22 protein-coding genes and 1 other RNA gene are annotated in these 23,635 nt (G+C 54.0%); 16 read left to right on the plus strand and 7 right to left on the minus strand.

Going from position 1 to position 23,635, the window contains the following annotated elements; translation table 11 throughout:
- Positions 1-31: 31 nt before the first annotated feature.
- The 5 genes from fbaA (at position 32) to P9J57_RS04340 (ending at position 4,342) form a co-directional block, all read left to right on the plus strand.
- Positions 32-1,111 carry a class II fructose-bisphosphate aldolase gene (gene fbaA, locus P9J57_RS04320; RefSeq protein WP_013027074.1) on the plus strand — a complete coding sequence of 360 codons (1,080 nt, stop codon included), beginning with the start codon at positions 32-34 and terminating at the stop codon, positions 1,109-1,111.
- A 205-nt stretch (positions 1,112-1,316) separates the two neighbouring features.
- Positions 1,317-1,670 carry a VOC family protein gene (locus P9J57_RS04325; RefSeq protein ID WP_015699585.1) on the plus strand — a complete coding sequence of 118 codons (354 nt, stop codon included), beginning with the start codon at positions 1,317-1,319 and terminating at the stop codon, positions 1,668-1,670.
- Between the two features lie 176 nt (positions 1,671-1,846).
- Complete coding sequence (gene mscS, locus P9J57_RS04330; RefSeq protein WP_014594505.1) at positions 1,847-2,722, plus strand: small-conductance mechanosensitive channel MscS; 876 nt, start codon at positions 1,847-1,849, stop codon at positions 2,720-2,722.
- A gap of 123 nt (positions 2,723-2,845) precedes the next feature.
- On the plus strand, positions 2,846-3,469 hold the full coding sequence (gene argO, locus P9J57_RS04335; protein ID WP_013027071.1) for an arginine exporter ArgO: 624 nt from the start codon (positions 2,846-2,848) through the stop codon (positions 3,467-3,469).
- A 144-nt stretch (positions 3,470-3,613) separates the two neighbouring features.
- Positions 3,614-4,342, plus strand: coding sequence for an oxidative stress defense protein (locus P9J57_RS04340; RefSeq protein ID WP_013027070.1), 729 nt, complete (start codon positions 3,614-3,616; stop codon positions 4,340-4,342).
- 296 nt (positions 4,343-4,638) lie between these two features.
- On the opposite strand, the gene P9J57_RS04345 is transcribed toward P9J57_RS04340, so the two are convergent.
- Entirely contained in the window at positions 4,639-5,541 is a 903-nt protein-coding gene (locus P9J57_RS04345) for a LysR family transcriptional regulator ArgP (RefSeq protein ID WP_014594503.1), read from the minus strand.
- 181 nt (positions 5,542-5,722) lie between these two features.
- Here P9J57_RS04345 and rpiA point away from each other — a divergent pair, with 181 nt between their 5' ends.
- Both rpiA and serA read left to right on the plus strand, forming a co-directional pair.
- A complete protein-coding gene (rpiA, locus tag P9J57_RS04350) occupies positions 5,723-6,382 on the plus strand; it encodes a ribose-5-phosphate isomerase RpiA (RefSeq protein WP_483279396.1) in 660 nt (219 codons plus the stop codon).
- Positions 6,383-6,660: 278 nt separating this feature from the next.
- On the plus strand, positions 6,661-7,899 hold the full coding sequence (gene serA, locus P9J57_RS04355) for a phosphoglycerate dehydrogenase (RefSeq protein WP_013027067.1): 1,239 nt from the start codon (positions 6,661-6,663) through the stop codon (positions 7,897-7,899).
- 42 nt (positions 7,900-7,941) lie between these two features.
- On the opposite strand, the gene P9J57_RS04360 is transcribed toward serA, so the two are convergent.
- The 3 genes from P9J57_RS04360 to zapA all read right to left on the minus strand — a co-directional run bounded on the left by P9J57_RS04360 (position 7,942) and on the right by zapA (position 9,168).
- A complete protein-coding gene (locus tag P9J57_RS04360) occupies positions 7,942-8,538 on the minus strand; it encodes a 5-formyltetrahydrofolate cyclo-ligase (protein WP_013027066.1) in 597 nt (198 codons plus the stop codon).
- Between the two features lie 77 nt (positions 8,539-8,615).
- Positions 8,616-8,799, minus strand: a non-coding RNA gene (gene ssrS / locus P9J57_RS04365) — 6S RNA.
- Positions 8,800-8,838: 39 nt separating this feature from the next.
- Entirely contained in the window at positions 8,839-9,168 is a 330-nt protein-coding gene (gene zapA, locus P9J57_RS04370) for a cell division protein ZapA (protein WP_015699590.1), read from the minus strand.
- Between the two features lie 171 nt (positions 9,169-9,339).
- On the opposite strand from zapA, the gene P9J57_RS04375 reads away from it, so the two are divergent.
- The 8 genes from P9J57_RS04375 to P9J57_RS04410 all read left to right on the plus strand — a co-directional run bounded on the left by P9J57_RS04375 (position 9,340) and on the right by P9J57_RS04410 (position 19,366).
- Positions 9,340-9,918 carry a YecA/YgfB family protein gene (locus P9J57_RS04375; RefSeq protein ID WP_483279500.1) on the plus strand — a complete coding sequence of 193 codons (579 nt, stop codon included), beginning with the start codon at positions 9,340-9,342 and terminating at the stop codon, positions 9,916-9,918.
- A 33-nt stretch (positions 9,919-9,951) separates the two neighbouring features.
- The gene (gene pepP / locus P9J57_RS04380) at positions 9,952-11,274 is read left to right on the plus strand and encodes a Xaa-Pro aminopeptidase (protein ID WP_013027063.1); all 1,323 of its coding nucleotides are present in this window, start codon (positions 9,952-9,954) and stop codon (positions 11,272-11,274) included.
- Positions 11,271-12,449: a 2-octaprenyl-6-methoxyphenyl hydroxylase gene (gene ubiH, locus P9J57_RS04385; protein WP_072139022.1), complete on the plus strand. Its 1,179-nt coding sequence runs from the start codon at positions 11,271-11,273 to the stop codon at positions 12,447-12,449. The genes pepP and ubiH overlap by 4 nt, the downstream gene beginning before the upstream one ends.
- Before the next feature lie 13 nt (positions 12,450-12,462).
- Positions 12,463-13,665: an FAD-dependent 2-octaprenylphenol hydroxylase gene (gene ubiI, locus P9J57_RS04390; protein WP_210523781.1), complete on the plus strand. Its 1,203-nt coding sequence runs from the start codon at positions 12,463-12,465 to the stop codon at positions 13,663-13,665.
- Between the two features lie 432 nt (positions 13,666-14,097).
- Positions 14,098-15,195, plus strand: a complete 1,098-nt coding sequence (gene gcvT / locus P9J57_RS04395; protein ID WP_015699593.1) for a glycine cleavage system aminomethyltransferase GcvT — start codon at positions 14,098-14,100, stop codon at positions 15,193-15,195.
- A gap of 24 nt (positions 15,196-15,219) precedes the next feature.
- The gene (gene gcvH / locus P9J57_RS04400) at positions 15,220-15,606 is read left to right on the plus strand and encodes a glycine cleavage system protein GcvH (RefSeq protein ID WP_014594498.1); all 387 of its coding nucleotides are present in this window, start codon (positions 15,220-15,222) and stop codon (positions 15,604-15,606) included.
- Between the two features lie 81 nt (positions 15,607-15,687).
- Entirely contained in the window at positions 15,688-18,561 is a 2,874-nt protein-coding gene (gene gcvP, locus P9J57_RS04405; RefSeq protein WP_483279397.1) for an aminomethyl-transferring glycine dehydrogenase, read from the plus strand.
- Positions 18,562-18,622: 61 nt separating this feature from the next.
- Positions 18,623-19,366: an SDR family oxidoreductase gene (locus tag P9J57_RS04410; RefSeq protein WP_028715757.1), complete on the plus strand. Its 744-nt coding sequence runs from the start codon at positions 18,623-18,625 to the stop codon at positions 19,364-19,366.
- A 34-nt stretch (positions 19,367-19,400) separates the two neighbouring features.
- Here the strand turns inward: P9J57_RS04410 and P9J57_RS04415 are convergent, their stop codons facing one another.
- Together P9J57_RS04415 and P9J57_RS04420 are read right to left on the minus strand one after the other, a co-directional pair.
- On the minus strand, positions 19,401-20,828 hold the full coding sequence (locus tag P9J57_RS04415; RefSeq protein ID WP_483279398.1) for a 6-phospho-beta-glucosidase: 1,428 nt from the start codon (positions 20,826-20,828) through the stop codon (positions 19,401-19,403).
- 114 nt (positions 20,829-20,942) lie between these two features.
- A complete protein-coding gene (locus P9J57_RS04420) occupies positions 20,943-21,662 on the minus strand; it encodes a MurR/RpiR family transcriptional regulator (RefSeq protein ID WP_028715756.1) in 720 nt (239 codons plus the stop codon).
- Between the two features lie 163 nt (positions 21,663-21,825).
- Between P9J57_RS04420 and trhA the strand changes: the two genes are divergently transcribed.
- The gene (gene trhA / locus P9J57_RS04425) at positions 21,826-22,479 is read left to right on the plus strand and encodes a PAQR family membrane homeostasis protein TrhA (RefSeq protein ID WP_105091887.1); all 654 of its coding nucleotides are present in this window, start codon (positions 21,826-21,828) and stop codon (positions 22,477-22,479) included.
- 34 nt (positions 22,480-22,513) lie between these two features.
- Here trhA and ygfZ read toward each other — a convergent pair whose 3' ends face one another.
- Positions 22,514-23,500: a tRNA-modifying protein YgfZ gene (gene ygfZ / locus P9J57_RS04430; protein ID WP_015699598.1), complete on the minus strand. Its 987-nt coding sequence runs from the start codon at positions 23,498-23,500 to the stop codon at positions 22,514-22,516.
- Between the last annotated feature and the right edge of the window lie 135 nt (positions 23,501-23,635).

Below are 23,635 nucleotides of genomic sequence, written 5' to 3' on the forward strand. Positions count from 1 at the left end.
GGGATAACCGGTCACGAAACAGGACACAATCATGTCTAAAATTTTTGATTTCGTAAAACCCGGCGTTGTCACTGGTGATGACGTTCAGAAGATCTTCAAAGTAGCGAAAGAGAACAAATTCGCTCTGCCTGCGGTCAACTGCGTCGGCACCGACTCCATTAACGCTGTACTGGAAGCCGCGGCGAAAGTAAAAGCGCCGGTTATCGTACAGTTCTCCAACGGTGGTGCTGCATTCATCGCCGGTAAAGGTTTTAAAACAGACAAGCCACAGGGCGCAGCGATTTTCGGTGCCATCTCTGGCGCACACCACGTGCATCTGATGGCTGAGCAGTACGGCGTGCCGGTTATCCTGCATACCGACCACTGCGCCAAGAAACTGCTGCCGTGGATCGACGGTCTGCTGGACGCGGGCGAAGAGCACTTCAAGAAAACCGGTAAGCCGCTGTTCTCTTCTCACATGATCGACTTGTCCGAAGAGTCACTGGAAGAAAACATCGAAATCAGCAGCAAATACCTGGCGCGCATGGCGAAAATCGACATGACCCTGGAAATCGAGCTGGGCTGCACCGGTGGTGAAGAAGATGGCGTAGATAACAGCCATATGGATGCTTCAGCGCTTTACACTCAGCCAGAAGACGTAAACTACGCGTACGAAAAACTGAATGCGATCAGCCCGCGCTTCACCATTGCGGCCTCTTTCGGTAACGTGCACGGCGTTTACAAGCCAGGCAACGTTAAACTGACCCCAACCATTCTGCGTGATTCACAGAAATATGTCTGTGAAAAACACGGTCTGCCGCACAACGCGCTGGATTTCGTATTCCACGGTGGTTCAGGTTCATCTGCTGCAGAAATCGAAGAGTCTATCAGCTACGGCGTGATCAAGATGAATATCGATACCGATACCCAATGGGCAACCTGGGACGGCATCCTGCAGTACTACAAAAAGAACGAAGGCTATCTTCAGGCGCAGCTGGGTAACCCAGAAGGCGCAGACAAGCCTAACAAGAAATACTATGACCCACGTGTATGGCTGCGCTCTGCCCAGGCATCCATGGTGGTGCGTCTGGAGCAGGCGTTCAAAGAACTCAACGCCGTTGACGTTCTGTAAGCATCACGTTGCTGGCGTCTGAGTTCGAGAGAACGGCAGACGAACGACTCAGTCCCGATCGTCCGATCGGGACTTTTTTTTTATCCTTTCTGCTCACGCTCAGTTTCATTTCTTTTTGTCGGGCGACACATTCTGACGTGCTGTCACAACCTCACTGCAGCGTGCGCTGTATCCTGTATGTGGCTTAACAGGTGAGGGCAATCGTATGGCCGTCAAACGCATTGTGGCGAATATTCGGGCCGGAAATATGGAAGAAGCAGAACGCTTCTACGGTGACATTCTCGATCTGAAACTGGCGATGGATCACGGATGGATCATGACCTGGGCCGCGGATAACACGATGGTGCCGCAGGTCAGTATTGCGCGGGAAGGCGGCGCCGGCACAGCTGTTCCGGATTTATCCATTGAGGTTGATAATCTTGATGAGGTGTATCAACGCGTTGTCGCTGCGAGGCTGCCGGTCGACTATGCGCTTACAGAAGAAGCGTGGGGCGTGCGTCGTTTTTATGTCCGTGATCCGTTTGGCAGGCTGATTAATATACTCAGCCATGTGCCCTGAACAAACATCGTGCGCGGAGGCCGGCGTGCTGATGCGTAAGTGTGCAAAACCGCCTTCCCGTATCACTCAGTTTGGCGTCTGGCTAAATAATTGATTACCCTTAACCATTGGGTGTCGGATTACATCTGGCAGTTTTTTGTCTTTCCCCACAGGGGAACTATCGACAGGGCTTACAAATGGAAGACTTGAATGTTGTTAATGGCATTAACAGTGCCGGTGGCTGGCTGGTACACAACCAGGCGCTGATTCTGAGTTATGCCGTCAATATCGTCGCGGCAATTGCCATTATCATTGTCGGCATGATCATCGCCAGGGTAATTTCTAACACGGTTAATCGCCTGCTGCTCGCGCGCCATATTGACGCCACCGTAGCCGATTTCCTTTCCGCCCTGGTGCGCTATGGTGTTATCGCCTTCACGGTCATTGCTGCGCTGGGTCGTGTCGGCGTGCAGACGGCATCGGTTATCGCCGTGCTGGGTGCCGCCGGTCTGGCAGTAGGTTTAGCCCTGCAAGGCTCGCTCTCCAATCTGGCGGCTGGCGTCCTCCTGGTCACCTTCCGTCCTTTCCGCACCGGTGAGTTTGTCGATTTGGGCGGCGTAATGGGCACCGTGCTCAATGTGCAAATTTTCTCGACCACCCTGAAATCTGCCGATGGCAAAATCGTTGTGGTGCCAAATGGTAAAATCATCAGTGGCAATATCATCAACTTCTCGCGCGAGCCAGTGCGCCGGAATGAATTCATTATCGGCGTTGCCTACGAAGCCGATGTGGATGAGGTGATTGCCCTGTTGCGCGGCGTCGTTGAGGCCGATCAGCGCGTACTTAAAGAACGTGGCATCCAGATTGGCCTGAATGAATTAGGGGCGTCATCGCTTAACTTCGTGGTGCGTTGCTGGAGTAACAGCAGCGATCTGCAGGACGTTTACTGGGACTTACTGAAAAACTTTAAACGTGCGCTGGACAGCAAAGGTATTGGCATCCCTTATCCACAAATGGATGTGCACCTGCACCAGGTTCAACAACCTGAAAGCGAGACGACCGCAACGCAGTAACGTTAATGGGCGGCAGCGGTCGCCCATTAATTTTGTTAATAGCAGATTAATTTTTTCAATTTCCGCTAATCTGACTCGCTCTTTATAATCCCTGCATCTCACCGATGTAAGGAATGTCATCCAGTGTTAACCATTTACTTTCAAGGGCTTGCTCTTGGGGCGGCGCTTATCCTGCCGTTAGGCCCACAAAACGCCTTCGTGCTGAACCAGGGGGTAAAGCGCCAGTATCATTTGATGACTGCGGCGCTTTGTGCGTTAAGCGATATCGCATTGATCTGTGCGGGCATTTTTGGCGGCAGTGCGCTCCTGAACCAGTCTCCCTTACTGCTGATGCTGATTACTTGTGCCGGGGTTGCCTTTCTGCTCTGGTTCGGGTGGGGCGCCTTACGTACGGCATTTAGCCGTAACATTGAACTGGCGTCGGGTAGCCACGCAACGCAGAGCAGAAAACGAATTATCGCGACGATGTTGGCGGTGACCTGGCTGAATCCACATGTTTATCTTGATACCTTTGTTGTGCTGGGCAGTCTGGGCGGGCAGTTACCCGGAACGGTTGCGCGACAGTGGTTTGCGCTGGGGACCATCAGCGCCTCGGTGCTGTGGTTTTTCGGTCTGGCGCTGCTGGCGGCCTGGCTTGCGCCTCTACTGCAAACGGCGCGCGCTCAACGCATCATTAACCTGCTGGTCGGTGCGGTCATGTGGTTTATTGCGTTTCAGCTTGCCCGGCAGGTCATCACGGGATTTTGAGTAAAAGCTATACGAAAACGGGTTATTGAGGCCAGTCTGCCGAACTTTTGCCATAATCTTCACTCCAAACAACGCGTAATATGATGCGCTTGTGGGCTTCATGTACCGGGAGCCATCGAACTGACCTTTTCAAGGAGGACTTTCATGAAACTGAAAGCATTGGCGCTTGCCGCGATGATGAGTGCAGGGGCATTGCCTTTGAGCGTACAGGCTGACGAACTGCCGAACGGACCCCATGTTGTTACGTCAGGTAAGGCAACTGTAGATGCCCGCCCGGATATCGCGACGCTGTCAATTGTGGTGAATGTCTCATCGAAAGATGCCGCAGAGGCAAAAAAGCAGGTCGATAGCCGCGTAGCGCAATATTTTGATTTCCTGCAAAAAAACGGTATTGAGAAAAAGGATATCGAAGCCGCGAACCTGACGACGCAGCCAGAATATGATTACACCAAAGACGGTAAGTCACAGCTCAAAGGCTACCGTGCGGTGCGTCAGGTTCAGGTCACCGTACGTCAGCTGGACAAACTTAACGATCTGCTTGATGGTGCGCTGAAGTCCGGTCTGAATGAAGTGCGTAGCGTTGAACTGGGCGTCGCTAATCCTGAAAGCTACAAGCAGCAGGCACGTCAGGCCGCAATCAAAAATGCGACCCAACAGGCGGCTGAACTGGCTGAAGGTTTTAATGCCAAACTGGGCCCGATCTACAGCATTCGTTATCAGGTGGCAAACTATCAGCCAATGCCAATGAACCGCATGTTTAAAGCCGCGGCTGTGGCAGATACTTCTGCACAGGAAACCTACGATCAGCAAAGCATCAACTTTGATGACCAGGTGGATGTGGTTTTTGAGATGAAACCAAATACGGCACAGTAAGCCTTTATTGGTATTGTGGTTAAGCCATCAGGGGCAATTTTTGCCAGGCGGTCCTCGCGCCGCTGATGCGGTTCCTTCACATCGCTCATCAACCTGACGGACCGGCGCAGCCGGCACATCCCTGTGGCGGCTGCGCCTTTTACCCGCATCCTTGCGGGTAAATCTTGGTTGATTCCCTCTGCTCAGCGCTGCGTATTGCCTTCTAAAAAATGCCCCTGACGGCCATTAACGCCGTGCCGCTTTCACAAGTGCACCTTCTCACCGCAACGCCCAAATTTTGCTGCGGCAAAGGGCGATTATTCCGCCGTATCCTGACGTAGCACCCGATGGCCATGCGCAATCAGCGCATCCGTTACCCGACGCATCAGGCGGCTTTCAGGCGCAAAACGGTGCCAGTACAGCATCCGGCGTTGATACAGCCCCGGCGTGAGATCGATTAGCTCGCCACTCGCCAGTTCGCGTTCAATCTGCAGATGAGGGATCATACAGCAGGTCGAGCCCTGCCGGGCCATCTGCACAAACGCTTCGGACGAGTTGACGATGTGGCAGGGAACGCTACCCGGTGATAAATCAAAATTCTGCTGCAAAAAGGCCTGATGCATATCATCCAGGTGATCAAATGCCACGGCTGGCGCTTTAAGCAGGGCGGAACGCGTTACACCGTTGGGGAAAAAGCGCTCTGCAAAATCCTTTGACGCCACAAACAAATAATCCAGCGCACCCAGTTGATCCACCAGACAGCTGGGTAGCGGCTGCGGTTGAATACTGACTGCGCCAACCACTTCGCCTCGTCTCAGACGCTCTTGAGTGCGGGTTTCATCCTCAACCTGAAGGTTCAGGCGCACAGGCGAATCGGCCAGTACGTCTTTTAATGCCGGTAACAGCCACGTTGCCAGACTGTCGGCGTTTACCGCCAGCGACAGCAGTAGCGGCGTGGTGCCGCTGTTCTCATCGCCCAGCCACTCTTCCTCCAGTAACTCAACCTGGTGCAGAAGTGCGAGCAGCTTTTGCCCCTGTTCAGTGGGACGAGGCGGTACCGTACGAACTAATAACGGCTGACCAAACAGATTTTCCAACTGTTTAATGCGTTGCGAGACGGCAGACTGCGTAATGCAAAGTTTTTGTGCGGCACGTTCAAATCCGCGTTCACGTATCACTGCGTCCAGCGCCTGAAGCGTTCTGTAGTCCGGGCGTTTCATTATTTTTCTCTCTCCTTCAGGATGGACGTTACTATGCCACAAATACTCCAACGGAAATGTCAGCGATATTTTTGTGGGCTGGCTTCCAAAGCATTAAATCCGCCCAATGCATCCGAGCATTTTCAGCAAGCCTTGCTTTATACTACGCGCATTTCCTTATCGCACAGGTTCTAAACATATCATGACCCAGGATGAACTGAAAAAAGCTGTTGGTTGGGCCGCACTGGATTATGTGCAGCCCGGTACTGTCGTCGGCGTCGGTACGGGTTCTACGGCCGCTCACTTTATTGATGCGCTCGGCAGCATTAGACATCAGATTGAGGGGGCCGTATCCAGTTCCGAAGCGTCGACGCAAAAGCTAAAAAGCCTGGGCATTCAGGTGTTTGATTTGAACGAGATTGATGATCTGGCCATTTATGTCGACGGTGCCGATGAAATTAACCCACAAATGCAGATGATCAAAGGGGGCGGTGCTGCCTTAACGCGCGAGAAAATCGTCGCGGCGGTTGCCAAAAAGTTTATCTGTATCGCCGACGCATCCAAAGAAGTGGACGTGCTTGGACGCTTCCCGTTGCCGGTTGAAGTTATCCCGATGGCGCGAAGCTATGTCGCGCGTGAACTGGTGAAGCTGGGCGGTTTGCCGGAATATCGTCAGAATGTGGTGACTGACAACGGTAATATCATTCTTGATGTGCACAATCTGCGTATTCTCGATCCCATTGAGCTGGAAAAAACGATTAATGCCCTGCCTGGCGTCGTCACTGTGGGGCTGTTCGCCACGCGTGGCGCAGATGTCGCATTGATTGGCGGACCTGACGGTGTCAAAACCCTCAAAAAATAAAGTACGGGCGCGCAACAGGGCGCCCGCTTTTTTTGATTTAAAAAAACTTTTCTCACCAGGCTGAAATTTGGTGACTTATGTCACATAACCGTCATCGGCAGCGGGTTCGTTCTTCTCGATGCGGCCAACCCACGATTTTGTCTGGCAAAGTACGTCCTCTGAGCCCTGCCATGCTGGCGGTCAGGCAATCGTTTGTATTGCCGCAGGCGATTTTTTTGATATTTTGACAGACGGCTGACTGCGTTCAGTCCTCGTTGAATTCTGAATAGGGTTGGGAAATGGCAAAGGTATCACTGGAAAAAGACAAAATTAAGTTCCTGCTGGTGGAAGGTGTCCATCAGAGCGCGCTGGAAAATCTTCGTGCTGCAGGTTACACCAATATTGAATTCCACAAAGGCGCACTGGATGCCGAGGCGTTAAAAGCTTCCGCTCGCGATGCGCATTTTATCGGTATCCGTTCCCGTTCCCAACTGACCGAAGAGATTTTTGCCGCTGCAGAAAAACTGGTAGCGGTAGGCTGTTTCTGTATCGGAACGAATCAGGTTGATTTAAATGCCGCAGCGAAACGCGGTATCCCGGTTTTTAACGCACCTTTCTCAAATACGCGTTCTGTGGCCGAGCTGGTTATTGGCGAGATGCTGCTGATGCTGCGCGGTGTTCCGGAAGCGAATGCCAAAGCGCACCGTGGTATCTGGAATAAAATCGCCAAAGGCTCTTTTGAAGCGCGCGGTAAAAAGCTGGGTATCATTGGCTATGGCCATATCGGTATGCAACTGGGCGTGCTGGCAGAAAGTCTGGGCATGCACGTTTACTTTTATGACATCGAAAACAAGCTGCCGTTGGGCAACGCATCACAGGTTCGTAGCCTGACGCAGTTGCTAAATATGAGTGACGTTGTCAGCCTGCATGTCCCGGAAACCGCCTCTACGCAAAATATGATTTCTGCCAATGAGCTGGCGCAGATGAAGCCTGGCGGCCTGCTGATAAACGCCTCACGCGGCACCGTGGTAGATATTCCTGCACTGTGCGAAGCGCTGGCCAGCAAGCAGGTTGGTGGCGCTGCGATTGATGTGTTCCCTGTAGAGCCGGCGACCAACAGCGATCCGTTTGTTTCCCCACTGAGCGAATTCGACAACGTTATCCTGACGCCGCACATCGGGGGATCGACGGAAGAAGCGCAGGAGAATATCGGGATTGAAGTCGCGGGCAAGCTGGCGAAATATTCGGATAACGGTTCAACGCTGTCCGCCGTCAATTTCCCGGAAGTGTCATTGCCGATGCACGGCATTAGCGCCAGTCGTCTGCTGCATATTCACGAAAACCGTCCGGGCGTTCTCACCGCGATCAACCAGATTTTCGCTGAACAAGGCATCAACATTGCCGCTCAGTACCTGCAAACCTCTCCGATGATGGGTTATGTGGTCATCGACATTGATGCTGAGCACGAACTGGCAGAGAAAGCTCTGCAGCTGATGAAGGCGATTCCGGGAACGATTCGCGCCCGCCTGCTTTACTGATCCCACGCTGTCACCTACCCGGGCACACAAGCATGCCCGGGTTTATTCATCCCATAGCCACAGTTTTGATGGCGTCAGCACGGCCGGCAAAGGAATGTCCCACGCCGCTGTAGGCAGCGCGTCAACCCGCTGACAGTCATGAGCGATGCCCACCGGTAAAAAACCATGCTGTTTCCAGTTCTGTAAGGTGCGATCGTAGAAGCCGCCCCCCATTCCTAAACGCTGTCCGGCGCGATCAAACGCCACCAGCGGTACCATCATTACGTCCAGTTCATCCAGCGTGATCAGATGGCGGATATCCAGTGGGGGTTCGGGAATGCGCAGTTTATTTTGGATTAACTGTGTTTCTGGCGTATAGCGCAGAAAAAGCAGATGGCCCGCTGCGAAGGGGTGCAGAACCGGCAGGTAAACCCGTTTGTTTTGCTGCCACAGCCTGGCGATAAGCGGTCGTGTATTGATTTCGCCATCAACAGACAAAAACAGTGCCACGTTGTTGGCATCGGCCAGTGGTGCAAAGTTTATCGCATGTTGGGCGAGTTGTTCGGCTGCCGCATGTTGCTGCTCAGCGCTCAGAGCGCGACGTAAGTGGCGAACGTGCTGACGGATGTCCTGACGCAGTACTAAAGAGGGTGCTGACATGGTGTCCCCCAGACAAAGTCGCTTAAGCGACGCATTATATCATGCCTGGTGGGAGGTAATGCAGTACGACCAGAAAGGAGATCTCCGAGATGCCGCCGTAGGCTGTAACCCTTGAACCCTTGGTTCAAGGTGAACATGCCGTCGCAACCATCAGGCTTCTCGGACGGACCGAGCATGCTCACAGGTTGCGGAGCGTCACATTCTGTTGGTATGAAATATCGGCTCAGGGGACTGGCCCACTTGCAAACATCTCAGAGAAAATTGACTTCACCGTTAGTGTAGCACACTGACCATGAAGTGTTATTCGAACTTCGCATCCTGGCGGTCGGTTATGCGACCTTGCTCAACTAAAGCCTGTTCAATGGTCTGCTGTAACATACGGATTCGTTGTTCCATGTTAGCAGCATAGTCACGCGTCTTACCTTTCTCTTGTGCCAGTTCATGACAAATGTTTAACGCGGCAATGAACACCAGTTGCTCTGTATTTGTGACTCTAGTGCGAACTTTTAAATCTTGCAACCGTTGATTGAGATCTTCTGCTGCCGCGTTCAGCGCATCTTGCTGTTCAGGCGGACAATTCACTCTCAAAGAACGACCAAAAATTTGTAAATCTACCGGTTGTGCAGACATGCCACCTTCCTGACTGATTACCTGGCTCGCCATTCCCCTTAGCCTTCAATGGCCTGGGAGGCGGGCAACTATATAGACCTGAGAAATAAGATACAACCCCTTTTCTGGAAACCTTGAGGCAGCTAGTGGTAGCATACCACGAACTCTTACAGCCAACGACGATGAAAAATGATGTCTTCACAGAACGCAACCCCCGATTACAACGCGCTGGCGGCGGCGCTCTCACAGCATGGCGTGGGCATGACGCCTGCGGAAATGCACGGCTTACTCAGCGGCATCTTATGTGGCGGTAACGCGGATAACAGCTGGAAAACGCTGGTCCACGATCTTGCGAACGAAGGCATGGCTTTTTCGCAGACGCTGTCCCTGCCACTGCAGTCTTTGCATGAAAACATTGCGACTGCGCTGGAGGACGATGGCTTCCTTTTTCAACTGATGCTGCCCGCCGATGATGACATTACGGTGTTTGATCGCGCTGATGCACTGGCGGGCTGGGTAAACCATTTTTTACTTGGTCTGGGCGTAACTCAGCCTAAACTGGATAAGGTCACCGGTGAAACGGGCGAGGCCATTGACGATCTGCGCACGATTGCTCAGTTGGGCTACGACGAAGACGAAGATCAGGAAGAATTAGAGCAGTCGCTGGAAGAGGTGATTGAGTACGTTCGTGTTGCAGCACTACTTTGCCACGACACTTTCACTCGTCCGCAACCGACTGCGCCAGAAGTACAAAAGCCAACGCTACACTAAGCCAGCTATCTGAGTTTAACAGGGAGTGCAGACATGATTTCACTGGAAAATTTTCAGCAGCGCCGTCAGGCGCTGCTGGCGAAAATGGTTCCGGGCAGCGCAGCGTTAATTTTTGCCGCGCCTGAAGTAACGCGCAGTAATGATAGCGAATATCCGTTTCGTCAGAACAGCGACTTCTGGTACTTCACGGGGTTCAACGAGCCTCAGGCGTTACTGGTGCTGATCAAAAGTGATGAGAACCATAATCACAGTGTGCTGTTTAATCGTGTTCGCGACCTGACTGCAGAAATCTGGTTTGGCCGCCGTCTGGGACAGGATGCGGCGCCCGCTAAGCTCGGCGTGGATCGGGCCCTGCCCTGGAACGATATTGGTGAACAACTCCACCTGCTGCTGAACGGCCTGGATGAGGTGTACCACGCGCAGGGCCAATATGCTGAAGCCGATAAACTGGTGTTCGGTGCGCTGGATAAACTGCGGCAGGGTTTTCGCCAGAATCTGAGCGCGCCTGCCAGCCTGACAGACTGGCGTCCCTGGGTGCATGAGATGCGCCTGTTCAAAAGTCCGGAAGAAATCGCCATTCTGCGCCGTGCGGGTGAGATCAGTGCGCTGGCGCATACGCGCGCAATGCAGGCCTGTCGTCCGGGCCTGTACGAATATCATCTGGAAGGCGAAATTCATCACGAATTTAACCGCCACGGTGCGCGATTCCCGTCTTACAACACGATTGTGGGTTCCGGCGAAAACGGCTGCATTCTGCACTACACCGAAAACGAGTGTGAGATGCAGGACGGTGATCTGGTGCTTATCGATGCCGGATGTGAATGGCAGGGCTATGCGGGTGACATTACCCGGACGTTCCCGGTTAACGGTAAATTCACTCAGCCGCAGCGGGCGGTGTACAACATCGTACTCAAATCACTGGAAACGGCACTGTCCCGATTCCGCCCTGGCGTTAGCATCCGCGAGGTTAATGATGACGTCGTGCGCATTATGGTCACTGGACTGGTTGAGTTGGGGATAATGCAGGGCGAGGTAGATACGCTGATCGCTGAAGATGCCCATCGTAAATTCTTTATGCATGGTCTGGGCCACTGGTTGGGTCTGGATGTCCACGATGTGGGGCACTACGGCACACCAAGCCGCGATCGTATTCTGGAGCCGGGCATGGTTATCACCGTCGAACCGGGGTTGTATATCGCGCCCGATGCTGACGTCCCTGTGGAATACCGTGGTATCGGCATCCGCATCGAGGATGACATTGTGATTACCGAAACCGGTATTGAGAACCTCACCGACAGCGTCGTGAAAGATCCTGATGCAATCGAATCGCTGATGGCGGCGGCACGCGCGTTATGACCATTCTTATCGCCGGTGGAGGAATGACCGGCGCCACCCTGGCGCTGGCCATCGCGCACCTGACACAGGGTAAACTGCCCGTGACGCTGATTGAAAGCAGCGAGCCTGGCAGCCGTGCGCATCCGGGCTATGACGGCCGGGCGATTGCGCTGTCTGCCGGAACTTGCCAGCAGCTTGCTGATATCAATCTCTGGCAGCGGATTTCCCCCCGTGCCACACCGATTACCACTATTCACGTATCCGATCGCGGCCATGCCGGTTTCGTGTCACTCGCCGCCAGCGATTATGCGATTCCCGCGCTGGGGCAGGTGGTTGAATTATTCGACGTAGGGCAAAGCCTGTTCACACAGTTAAAACAGGCACCCGGCGTCACACTGCGCTGTCCCGCGCGCGTCACTCAGGTGGCCCGATCCCAGGAAAGCGTGCGGGTCACGCTTGATAATGATGAACAACTGGAAGGCGATGTGCTGGTAGCCGCTGATGGCACCCGTTCAGCCGTTGCGGCCGCCTGCGGCATGCAGTGGCACACCGAGCCTTATCAGCAGTTAGCGCTTATTGCCAACGTCACCAGTGAACTTCCCCATCAGGGCCGGGCTTTTGAACGCTTTACCGAGTTTGGCCCGTTGGCGCTGTTGCCAATGTCAGATAATCGCCTCTCGCTGGTGTGGTGCCATCCGCTGGATCAGCGCCCGCAGGTCGAAAGCTGGAGTGACGAGGCGTTTCTCAGCCAGCTTCAGCGCGCGTTTGGCTGGCGACTGGGCAAATTTATCCATACCGGTAAGCGTGACGTTTATCCGTTAGCGCTGCAGCAGGCCGATTCGGTGGTTTCCCATCGCGTCGTTACGGTTGGTAACGCGGCACAGACGCTGCATCCTATTGCCGGTCAGGGGTTCAATCTTGGCCTGCGTGACGTGATGTCGCTTGCAGAAACCCTGGCAACCGCGCACCGACAGCAGCAGGATCCCGGCAGCTATGCGGTCCTGCAACATTACCGCCAACGTCGCCAGCAGGATCGGGCCATTACCGTGGGCATCACTGATGGCCTGGTGCGTATGTTTGCCAACCGCCATGCGCCGCTGGTCGTCGGGCGCAACCTTGGCCTGCTGGCAATGGATCACCTGCCATGGCTGAGAAATCTTCTGGCCGAGCGTACGCTCGGCTGGGTTAAGCGTTAACTGAGAGGCACTGATGCAAACTTACGATGTAGTGGTCGCCGGTGGCGGTATGGTGGGTCTGGCAGTAGCCTGCGGTCTGCAAGGGAGCGGATTACGCATTGCCGTGCTGGAGCAGTCTGCCGGGCCGCAATTTGATGCAGGCGCATCGCCGTCCGTACGCGTATCCGCAATTAACGCGGCCAGTGAACGTCTTTTGCAGAAGCTGGACGTCTGGTCAACGATTCTGTCGCTCCGTGCCAGCCCTTACCAGGCAATTGAGGTCTGGGATCGCGACAGCTTCGGTGCGATCGCATTTGACGGTGAGCAGCAGGGCCTGACGCATCTTGGGCACATCATCGAAAACCCTGTGATCCACAGCGCCTTATGGCAGCGCGCCAGCCAGTGCAGTGATGTTACGCTGCTGCCTGCTTCCCAACTGCAGCAGGTGGCCTTTGGCGATAATGAAGCCTTTATTACGCTGCAGGATGGCAGCATGATGAGTGCGCGGCTAATGGTGGCGGCGGACGGGGCCAACTCCTGGTTGCGTAACAAAGCCGATATTCCCCTGACGTTCTGGGATTACGATCATCATGCGCTGGTCGGGAATATTCGCACGGCGCTGCCACACGACGGCGTAGCGCGCCAGGTTTTTCACGGCGATGGCATTCTGGCTTTCCTGCCGATGCAGGATCCCCATCTTTGTTCTATCGTCTGGTCTCTTTCTCCTCAGGAAGCCAGCCGTCTCGAAACCATGCCGGAGGCGCTGTTTAATCAACAACTGTCGGTCGCGTTCGATATGCGCCTGGGGCTGTGCCAGCTGGAAGGCGAGCGCAAGTGTTTCCCGCTTACGGCACGCTATGCACGTAACTTTGCCGCTCACCGGCTGGCGCTGGTGGGCGATGCGGCACATACCATTCATCCGCTGGCAGGACAGGGCGTCAACCTGGGTTTCATGGATGCTGCTGAGCTGATTGGCGAAATCCGCCGCCTGCACCAGCAGGGCAAAGATATCGGCGAGCACCTTTATCTGCGCCGCTACGAGCGCAGTCGCAAACACAGCGCTGCCATGATGCTTGCCGGAATGCAGGGTTTTCGTGAACTGTTTGCAGGCAATCATCCAGCCAAAAAGCTGTTTCGCGATCTGGGCCTGAAACTGGCTGATAACCTGCCGGGCGTGAAGCCGGTAATGCTGCGTCAGGCTATGGGCCTGAATGATATGCCAGCATGGCTGCGGTAACGCCGCTCACCCGCAAAAAGCCAGCATAATTGCTGGCTTTTTTTATGCTCACCCTCCGCTGCACCGTAAAAATGCAGGGCTGCACTCTGACTGCGCATCGTTTGATTTATTCTAATTTTGCGTGAAGTTTCGCATTACTTTTTTTTATCCATGACTGTTTTCGATCCGCTATTTTTTTAACATCCTGCTGGACTGTGCGCATAAATTTGCTGTGAATAAATCACTATGGCGTATTTATTGCGTGGTTAATCACAAAATTATAGTTTTTTATCCTGATTAATCCCGGGCCTGGTTAGGCTGTGCCACGTCTTTCGACCTCGCTTTGCTTATGGTTAATCGCCTGATTCGGTGGTAACGTCAAGGCAAAGAGAACGTTTGCGTCGGCTACATGGCGCGTGGTTTCAAACTCACTCGTTTCTGCACAGGATAGTTATGACTCAGCACACACCTTTGTTTGAACAGCACCAGGCAAATGGCGCGCGGATGGTGGATTTCCACGGTTGGATGATGCCGTTGCACTATGGCTCTCAGATGGATGAGCATCATGCCGTGCGCAGCGACGCGGGCATGTTCGATGTTTCGCACATGACCATTGTGGATTTAAAAGGTGAGCGCACGCGCGAGTTTTTGCGCTTCCTGCTGGCAAACGACGTCGCCAAACTGACTCAGCCGGGCAAAGCCCTGTATACCGGCATGCTGAATGCTTCCGCTGGCGTAATTGACGATTTAATTGTTTATTTTATGGACGAGACGTTTTTTCGTCTGGTGGTCAACTCCGCGACGCGTGAAAAAGATCTGGCCTGGATCGGCGAGCATGCACAGGGTTACGGCGTCGCGTTAACAGAACGTGACGATCTCGCACTCATTGCTGTACAGGGCCCGCAGGCACAGCAAAAAGCCCAAACCTTATTCAGTGACGCACAGCGCCAGGCTGTACAGGGCATGAAGCCATTCTTCGGCGTGCAGGCCGGTGAACTGTTCATTGCCACAACCGGTTATACCGGCGAAGCGGGCTATGAAATTGCGCTGCCTGCCGCCGATGCCGTCGGATTCTGGCAGCGTTTGTTGAGTGCGGGCGTCAAACCCGCCGGGCTGGGCGCACGCGACACCTTGCGTCTGGAAGCGGGTATGAATCTTTACGGTCAGGAAATGGACGAGAGCGTATCGCCGCTGGCGGCCAATATGGGCTGGACCATTAGCTGGGAACCTGGCGACCGCCACTTTATCGGACGTGAAGCGCTGGAAAGCCAGCGAGAAAAGGGCACTGAAAAACTGGTTGGGCTGATCCTCACGGAAAAAGGTGTTCTGCGTAACGGGTTGCCGGTGCGTTTTACCGATCAGCAGGGTCAGTTGCAGCAGGGGGTGATCACCAGCGGTTCCTTCTCACCGACGTTGGGTTACAGCATTGCACTGGCCCGCGTGCCGGCAGGGATTGGGCAAAACGCGATTGTTGAGATCCGTAACCGTGAAATGCCTGTGAAAGTCACTAAACCAATTTTCGTTCGCGCCGGAAAACCGGTTGCGCAGTAAAACATAATTACAGGAGAAAGGGCGATGAGCAATGTGCCAGTGGAGTTGAAGTACCGCGACAGTCACGAATGGCTGCGCAAAAACGCGGACGGTACCTATACCGTTGGTATCACCGAACATGCGCAGGAGTTGCTGGGCGATATGGTGTTTGTTGACCTGCCTGAGGTCGGTGCCACTTTCTCTGCCGGAGAAGAGTGCGCGGTTGCGGAATCGGTCAAAGCCGCTTCAGACATTTACGCGCCCATCAGCGGTGAAATCGTTGCCGTCAACGACGCCCTTAACGATTCCCCTGAACAGGTTAACAGCGAGCCTTATGACGGCGGCTGGTTATTCCAGATTAAGGCCAGCGATGAGTCAGAAATCGACTCGCTGCTGGATGCGGATGCTTATAAAGCCTCCATTGACGAGTAATCGTCGTGCGGCCTCAAACTGAGGCCGCAGATATCTGACTTGCATTCTCTGTTCCCCAGCCCGATTCAGGATTTACAGCTCATGACTCAGACTCTCAGCCAACTTGAACACAACGGTGCCTTCATTGAGCGCCATATTGGTCCGTCGCCAGAACAACAGGCCGTCATGCTGGAGGCGATTGGTGCCAGCTCTCTGGCGTCGTTGATTGGTTCTATCGTTCCCGCCGACATTCAGTTGCCAGGCCCGCCAGCGGTGGGCGATGCCGCAACTGAACAACAGGCGCTGGCTGAGTTGAAGGCCATTGCCGGGCAAAACCTGCTTTATAAATCCTGGATCGGCATGGGATACAGCGCGGTGATTACGCCGCCGGTGATTTTGCGAAATATGCTGGAGAACCCCGGCTGGTACACGGCGTATACGCCGTATCAGCCAGAAGTGTCGCAGGGACGGCTTGAAGCCCTGCTTAACTTCCAGCAGGTTACGATCGATTTGACCGGCATGGACATTGCCTCCGCTTCTCTGCTGGATGAAGCGACCGCCGCCGCCGAAGCGATGGCGATGTCAAAACGCATCAGCAAACTGAAAAACGCGACCCGGTTCTTTATCGCTGACGATATTCATCCGCAAACGCTGGACGTCGTGCGTACCCGTGCCGAAACCTTTGGCTTTGAACTGATTATCGACAACCCGGCCAAAGCACTGGATCACGACAACCTGTTTGGTGTGCTGCTACAGCAGGTGGGCACCACGGGAGAAGTACACGACTACACCCACCTGATTAGCGAGCTGAAAGCACGCAAGGTGGTTGTCAGCGTCGCTGCCGACTTTATGGCGCTGGTGCTGCTGACATCTCCGGGCAAACAAGGCGCGGATATCGTGTTCGGTTCGGCCCAACGCTTTGGTGTGCCAATGGGTTATGGTGGCCCGCATGCTGCCTTCTTCGCCAGCCGCGACGAACATAAGCGTTCAATGCCTGGCCGCATTATCGGCGTTTCCCGCGATGCCGCAGGCAACACCGCCTTGCGCATGGCGATGCAAACCCGTGAGCAGCATATCCGTCGCGAAAAAGCGAACTCCAATATCTGTACTTCTCAGGTGCTGCTGGCCAATATCGCCGGGCTGTATGCCGTGTTCCACGGGCCGGTAGGGCTGAAACGTATTGCGTCGCGTATCCACCGCTTTACCGATATTCTGGCTGCCGGACTGCAGCGTGGCGGGCTTAAACTGCGTCATAGCCATTGGTTTGACACACTGACGGTGGAGGTTGCGGATAAAGCGGGCGTACTCAACCGTGCGCTGAGCTTCGGTGTGAACCTGCGTAGCGACATTCTCAATGCCGTCGGTATCACGCTGGATGAAACCACGCGCCGTGAAGACATCGTTACACTGTTCGCTATTTTGCTGGGGGATGAGCACGGCCAGGATATCGATCGACTCGACAGCCTGGTCACGGCTGACAACCCGTCCATTCCGGCCGCGCAGCAGCGTGAAAGCGAGATTCTGACGCATCCGGTGTTTAACCGTCATCACAGCGAAACTGAGATGATGCGCTATATGCACAGCCTGGAGAAAAAAGATCTGGCGCTGAATCAGGCCATGATTCCGTTGGGTTCCTGCACCATGAAACTCAATGCCGCCGCCGAGATGATCCCGATCACCTGGCCTGAATTTGCCGAACTGCACCCGTTCTGCCCGGCTGAACAGGCTGGCGGCTACCTGCAAATGATTGGGCAGCTTTCACAGTGGCTGGTTCAACTGACTGGTTACGATGTACTCTGCATGCAGCCTAACTCGGGTGCGCAGGGTGAATATGCCGGTCTGTTAGCGATTCGTCGTTATCACGAAAGCCGCGGTGAGGGTGAACGGCATCTCTGCCTGATCCCCAGCTCGGCGCACGGTACTAATCCGGCTTCGGCTCAGATGGCGGGCATGGATGTCGTGGTGGTCGCCTGTGACAAGCAGGGCAACATCGATCTGGGCGACCTGCGTGAAAAAGCGGCTCAGGCTGGCGATAAGCTGTCATGCATTATGGTGACCTATCCGTCCACCCACGGCGTTTACGAGGAAACTATTCGCGAGGTGTGCCAGATTGTGCATCAGTTCGGCGGTCAGGTTTATCTTGATGGCGCCAACATGAACGCGCAGGTAGGCATTACCACCCCGGGCTACATCGGCGCAGACGTTTCGCACCTTAACCTGCATAAAACCTTCTGCATCCCGCACGGCGGAGGTGGGCCGGGAATGGGACCGATCGGCGTGAAAGCCCATCTGGCGCCGTTTGTGCCGGGCCACAGCGTTGTTCAAATTGACGGCATGCTGACGCAGCAGGGCGCTGTTTCCGCTGCGCCATTTGGCAGCGCATCTATTTTGCCTATCAGCTGGATGTATATCCGTATGATGGGGGCAGAAGGGCTGAAGCAGGCCAGTTCGGTCGCGATCCTTAACGCTAACTATATTGCCAGCCGGCTAAAATCGGCCTATCCCATCCTGTATGCAGGGCGCGACGGCCGCGTAGCGCACGAATGTATTCTTGATATTCGTCCGTTAAAAGAGCAAACCGGTATCAGCGAACTGGATATCGCTAAACGCCTCATCGACTACGGTTTCCATGCGCCCACCATGTCGTTCCCGGTCGCCGGAACACTCATGGTCGAACCGACAGAATCAGAAGGCAAAATTGAACTGGACCGCTTTATTGATGCCATGCTGGCGATTCGCATGGAAATCGGCCGGGTGGAAACGGGTGAGTGGTCACTTGAGGATAACCCGCTGGTTAACGCGCCTCATACACAAATGGAAGTCATCGGAGAATGGTCTCATTCCTACAGCCGTGAACTGGCCGTGTTCCCTGCAGGCAGCCACAATAAATACTGGCCAACGGTGAAGCGCCTGGACGATGTCTTTGGCGATCGTAACCTGTTCTGTTCGTGTGTCCCGATGAGCGATTATGCGTAAGTCAGCTTAACGCGTTTAGTTATGAGGGCCGATTTTCGGCCCTTTTTTTATGGAGGTTTGTATGCAGCTCGCACTCGTTACCGGCGGCAGTCGCGGCATTGGTCGCGCGACGTCCCTCTTACTGGCATCCCGAGGCTACCGGGTGGCGGTCAATTTCCGTTCACGTGCCAGTGAAGCCCATCAGGTTGTAGATGAGATTGTACGTAACGGCGGTGAGGCCTTTAGCGTTCAGGCCGATATCAGCGATGAAACACAGGTGATGTCGCTGTTTCAACGGCTGGATCAGGAAGATCTGCCGCTCACGCTGCTGGTGAATAACGCCGGCATTCTGTTCCAACAATGTCGCCTTGAGCAGCTGGATGCCTCACGTATTCAGCAGGTTTTTGCCACGAATGTGCTTGGCACATTTCTTTGCTGTCGTGAAGCCGTCCGGCGCATGGGCACGCATCATGGCGGTCAGGGCGGCAGCATCGTCAATGTCTCCTCTGCAGCTGCCCGCACGGGGTCGCCAAACGAATATGTCGACTATGCGGCATCGAAAGGCGCAATGGACACCATGACCAAAGGCCTGTCGCTGGAAGTGGCCCAGCAGGGAATTCGGGTCAATGGCGTACGTCCGGGGATGATCTACACCGAGATGCATGCTGACGGCGGAGAACCCGGCAGGGTAGACAGGCTGGCCAGCGGCATACCAATGGGGCGTGGCGGCTATGCCGAAGAAATCGCAGAAGCCGTTGTCTGGTTAGCCAGCGATGCCGCTTCTTACATTACGGGCAGCATTATCGATGCTGCCGGCGGGCGCTAGAATGATGCCGCAGCAGGGCGCTGCGGCAAACGACTTACAGCTTTTCACCATTGCTGGCGATGACCTGTTGATACCAGGCAAAACTCTTTTTCCTGGAGCGCGAGAAGTCTCCGCTGCCGTCATCGTTTTTATTCACGTGAATAAAACCGTAACGCTTGTTGTACTGACCGGTAGTGAAAGACACGCAGTCGATACAGCCCCAGGGCGTGTACCCCATGAGATCCACCCCGTCATGAATGACGGCTTTTTTCATCTCTTCAATATGCGCGGCCAGATAATCAATGCGGTAATCATCCTCTATCACGCCCTGCGCATTCGGTTTATCGATGGCGCCAAAACCGTTTTCAACAATAAACAGGGGTTTCTGATAGCGTTCATACACATCATTAAGAACATACCGCAGACCAACAGGATCGATCTGCCAGCCCCAGTCTGAGGCTTTAACGTGCGGATTTTTAACCGTGCCTTCGAAGCCGGTAATAGGATCATCAACGCCACTGGCGCGGGTCTGAACGGCTGTACTCATGTAATAACTGAAGCCCACATAATCGGCACATCCATTGCGCAGGGTTTCAGCGTCTTCAGGCTCCATGTCGATATGATAGCCTTTGCGCGACCACTCTTTCAGGGCGTAAGCCGGGTAGTAACCGCGCATCTGCACGTCGCTAAAGACATAGCGTTGATGCATCGCTTCCTGAGCGAGCATGACGTCATCCGGATGGCAGGAGAAGGGGTAAACCGGCACCATGGCGATCATGCAGCCAATCTTAAACTCCGGGTTGATCTCGTGGCCCAGCTTCACGACTTTGGCGCTGGCAACAAACTGGTGATGCATGACCTGATACATCGCCTGTTCAGGTTTTTCATGTTCCGTGAAAATAACGCCTGAGCAGCAGTAACCAAACAGCGGATATTGCCAGTTACGCTGGTTGTTAATTTCGTTAAAGGTCATCCAGTATTTCACTTTATTCTTATAACGCTTCAGCACAACTTCACTAAAGCGCACAAAGAAATCGACAACCTTACGATTGTGCCAGCCACCGTATTCTTTTACCAGGTGATAGGGCATTTCAAAATGGGAGAGAGTAATAACCGGCTCAATACCGTATTTAAGCAATTCATCAAACAGGTCGTCATAGAATTGCAGGCCGGCTTCATTGGGTTGCGGTTCATCGCCGTTAGGGAAAATACGGGTCCAGGCAATTGAGGTACGGAAGCATTTAAATCCCATCTCAGCAAACAGCGCGATATCCTGTTTGTAATGAGAATAAAATTCAACAGCCTGATGATTTGGATAGAATTTTCCTGGCTGGACGCCGTCGGTGATGACGCGGTCCACGCCATGAGCGCCGCCGGTCAGTACATCAGCAATACTGATGCCCTTACCGCCCTGATCCCAGCCGCCCTCTACCTGATGAGCCGCGACCGCGCCGCCCCACAGAAACGTTTTTGGTAAGCTCATTATGCACTCTCCCCTGAAGATTAAATTGGGGTGAGTGTAGCAAAGCACTTAATAATGTCACGCTATAACACCACCGCGAAAAAGGGATTTGTTACAGCTAAAAAACGCTTTGTTTTATTTACTCAGTTGCCGACCCAGTGACTCGATAATATACATGACAGGCACCTGGGTCGTAATATCGCTCTGGTCGGGCATGCGTATCACCGGTACATGATAGGACACCGTAAAGTCGCTCATTTTGGCCAGCGAGCAGGTTTCACTATTCGTAATGGCGATGATTTTACACTGATTCAGGTTGAACTGACTGGCGATGCGCAGCACCTCTTCCGTTTCACCGGAGACAGAAAGAATAATGGCCAGGGCATTTTCATATAAACTCGGACTGATCGGATAATAGGGATCGTCGATCGCGTGGCTGAATTTGCCTACGTTCGAAAAAAAACGTGCCCCGTATTTCCCCAGGCTGCCCGATGTGCCGACACCAATAAAAAACACCCGCTCAGCCTGATTAATCATCCCCACAGCCCGATGGATGACCTGCTCAAACTCATCATTATTGATGCTTTTAAAAAAACTCAGCATATCTGCGATGCCGGAGACAGGCAGCGCAGGCGCGGTTTGTTCCCTGGCCAGACGCAGTCGGATACGGAATTCTGACCATCCTTCACACTGCATCTTGCGACAGAAGCGTAATACCGTCGTGGTCGATACCGCAGCCTGTTCAGCCAGCTCGCGAATGGTCATGTAACTGACGCTGTCACGATGTTTGATAATGTACTGATAAACCTGCATTTCAAGATCGTTCAGGGTAGCAAGATCGTGATGCGAGAACATGGAAAAGCTCACCCGGCAATTAACTGGCCCGCATTTTAACAGAATTCGAAGGGGAGGTGACCGCAATAATTATTTTAAGCTTACACTTGTACACTGAAAGTTTTTCTGGGTAATCTGTTGGACGATAAATCTGCAGTTGCTATCACTTTCAGGCAGGAATGTTATGAGTCACAAAAGTTTGCCGACGCAGGGTTATCCATTGGCAGAGGAAATTGCCAACAGTATTAGTCATGGACTGGGTTGTCTGTTCGGCATTGTAGGGTTAATGCTGCTGCTCGATAAGGCATCGGTCATGGATGCCGGGCTGACCGCCATTATCAGCTCCAGCCTCTATGGCGGCAGTATGATTCTGCTGTTTCTGGCCTCAACGCTTTACCACGCCGTCAGCCACCCACGTGCGAAGCGCGTACTGAAAAAAGTGGATCACTGCGCAATCTACCTGTTAATTGCTGGCACCTACACGCCGTTTCTGATGGTCGGTCTGCAGTCGCCTCTCGCCTATGGGCTGATGGCGGTAATATGGGGCCTGGCACTGTTGGGCATTATTTTTAAGCTGACGATTGCCGAACGCTTTAAGGTACTGTCGCTGGTGACTTATCTCTGCATGGGATGGCTGTCGCTGATTGTGGTCTATCAGCTGGCGATGAAACTGTCGGCGGGGGGCATCTGGCTGCTGGCGTCGGGGGGCATTATCTATTCCCTGGGCGTGATTTTTTATGTCGCGCGTCGGGTGCCGTTTAACCATGCTATCTGGCACGCGTTTGTTTTAGGCGGTTGTGTTTGCCATTTCTGCGCCATCTACTTCTACGTTATGTAACGTCACAGGGCGGGACGTGGTCCCGCCCCTGAACTCAGCTTTCTTCCAGCGAGTAAGGCAAGGGCTGAATCATCAGCTTACCGCCTTCATCGCCTTCAACCCGTAATACGCTGTCCGGCTCCAGATCGTTGTTCATGACCACCTGCACCCAGATGACGCCGTCGTCCAGTTGCACCGCAGCAAGAACGGTGCCCGTGCGACGCCAGCGCTCGCCCATCTGCAGCTCCAGGGAATCGTTGGCGGCGGGCAGGTGGCTGGCTTGTCCTGACAGCCAGTAGAGCGCCCGTTTATTCGCGCCCCGGTATTTGGCTCTGGCCACCATCTCCTGGCCGGTATAGCAGCCCTTTTTAAAGCTAATCGCGTCCAGCGCCTGCATGTTTGCGGCCTGGGGAATAAACTGCGCGCTGGTGGCTGCGTCAATAACCGGAATTCCGGCTTCGATGTCCAGGGCCAGCCACTGGGTGCTGTCATTGAACTGCGCATCGTCTGCCAGCGTCTGCTTCAGGGCATCGGCCTGGGCGGGCGACGTGACCAGCAGAAAGCGTTCTGCTGGATGGGCAAACCACAGCAGCGTGGTGTCGCCCTGCTGTACCACCGGGGTGGTGCTGTCAGGCAGCGTGTCAAAAACATTGGCCAGCGCCGCACGGGCCTGGAAACCTGCCACGCCCAGCAGTGCGACATCGTCATCTGCGGTCAGGGTAACTTTAGAAAATACGGCGTATTTTTTTAACTCCGGCAGCTGAGTGTCTCGCAACTCACGACGCACTAAATAGGCATAACCCTCAGCGCGATGAAACAGGCGCAGGTTGCTCCACATCTTGCCCTTGGCGTCACAGTGGGCGGCAGGCAGGTGATGAGAGGCATCCAGTGCCGCCACATCCAGGGTCAACTGGCCTTGTAAATAGGACGTGCTGTCAGGGCCGACCACGGCAACCAGTGCCCAGGCATCCAGAGACATTAACGTGAGCGGCAGACGTGATGAGGCCGCAGGTTGGCGTGGGGGAAGCGTAAATGTTGGCATCGATAAATCCTGAGTCTGAAGGTTCATCCGAAACAATGTCTTCAATGGTAAAAGAGCACACTGACAATGCAACCTGTTTACTAAAGAGGGCGCACAAAACGCGTGCCGATGTGTAAAAAAAGCCTGAGTCTGCGG

It is taken from the genome of Pantoea sp. nfd-35 (assembly GCF_056892255.1).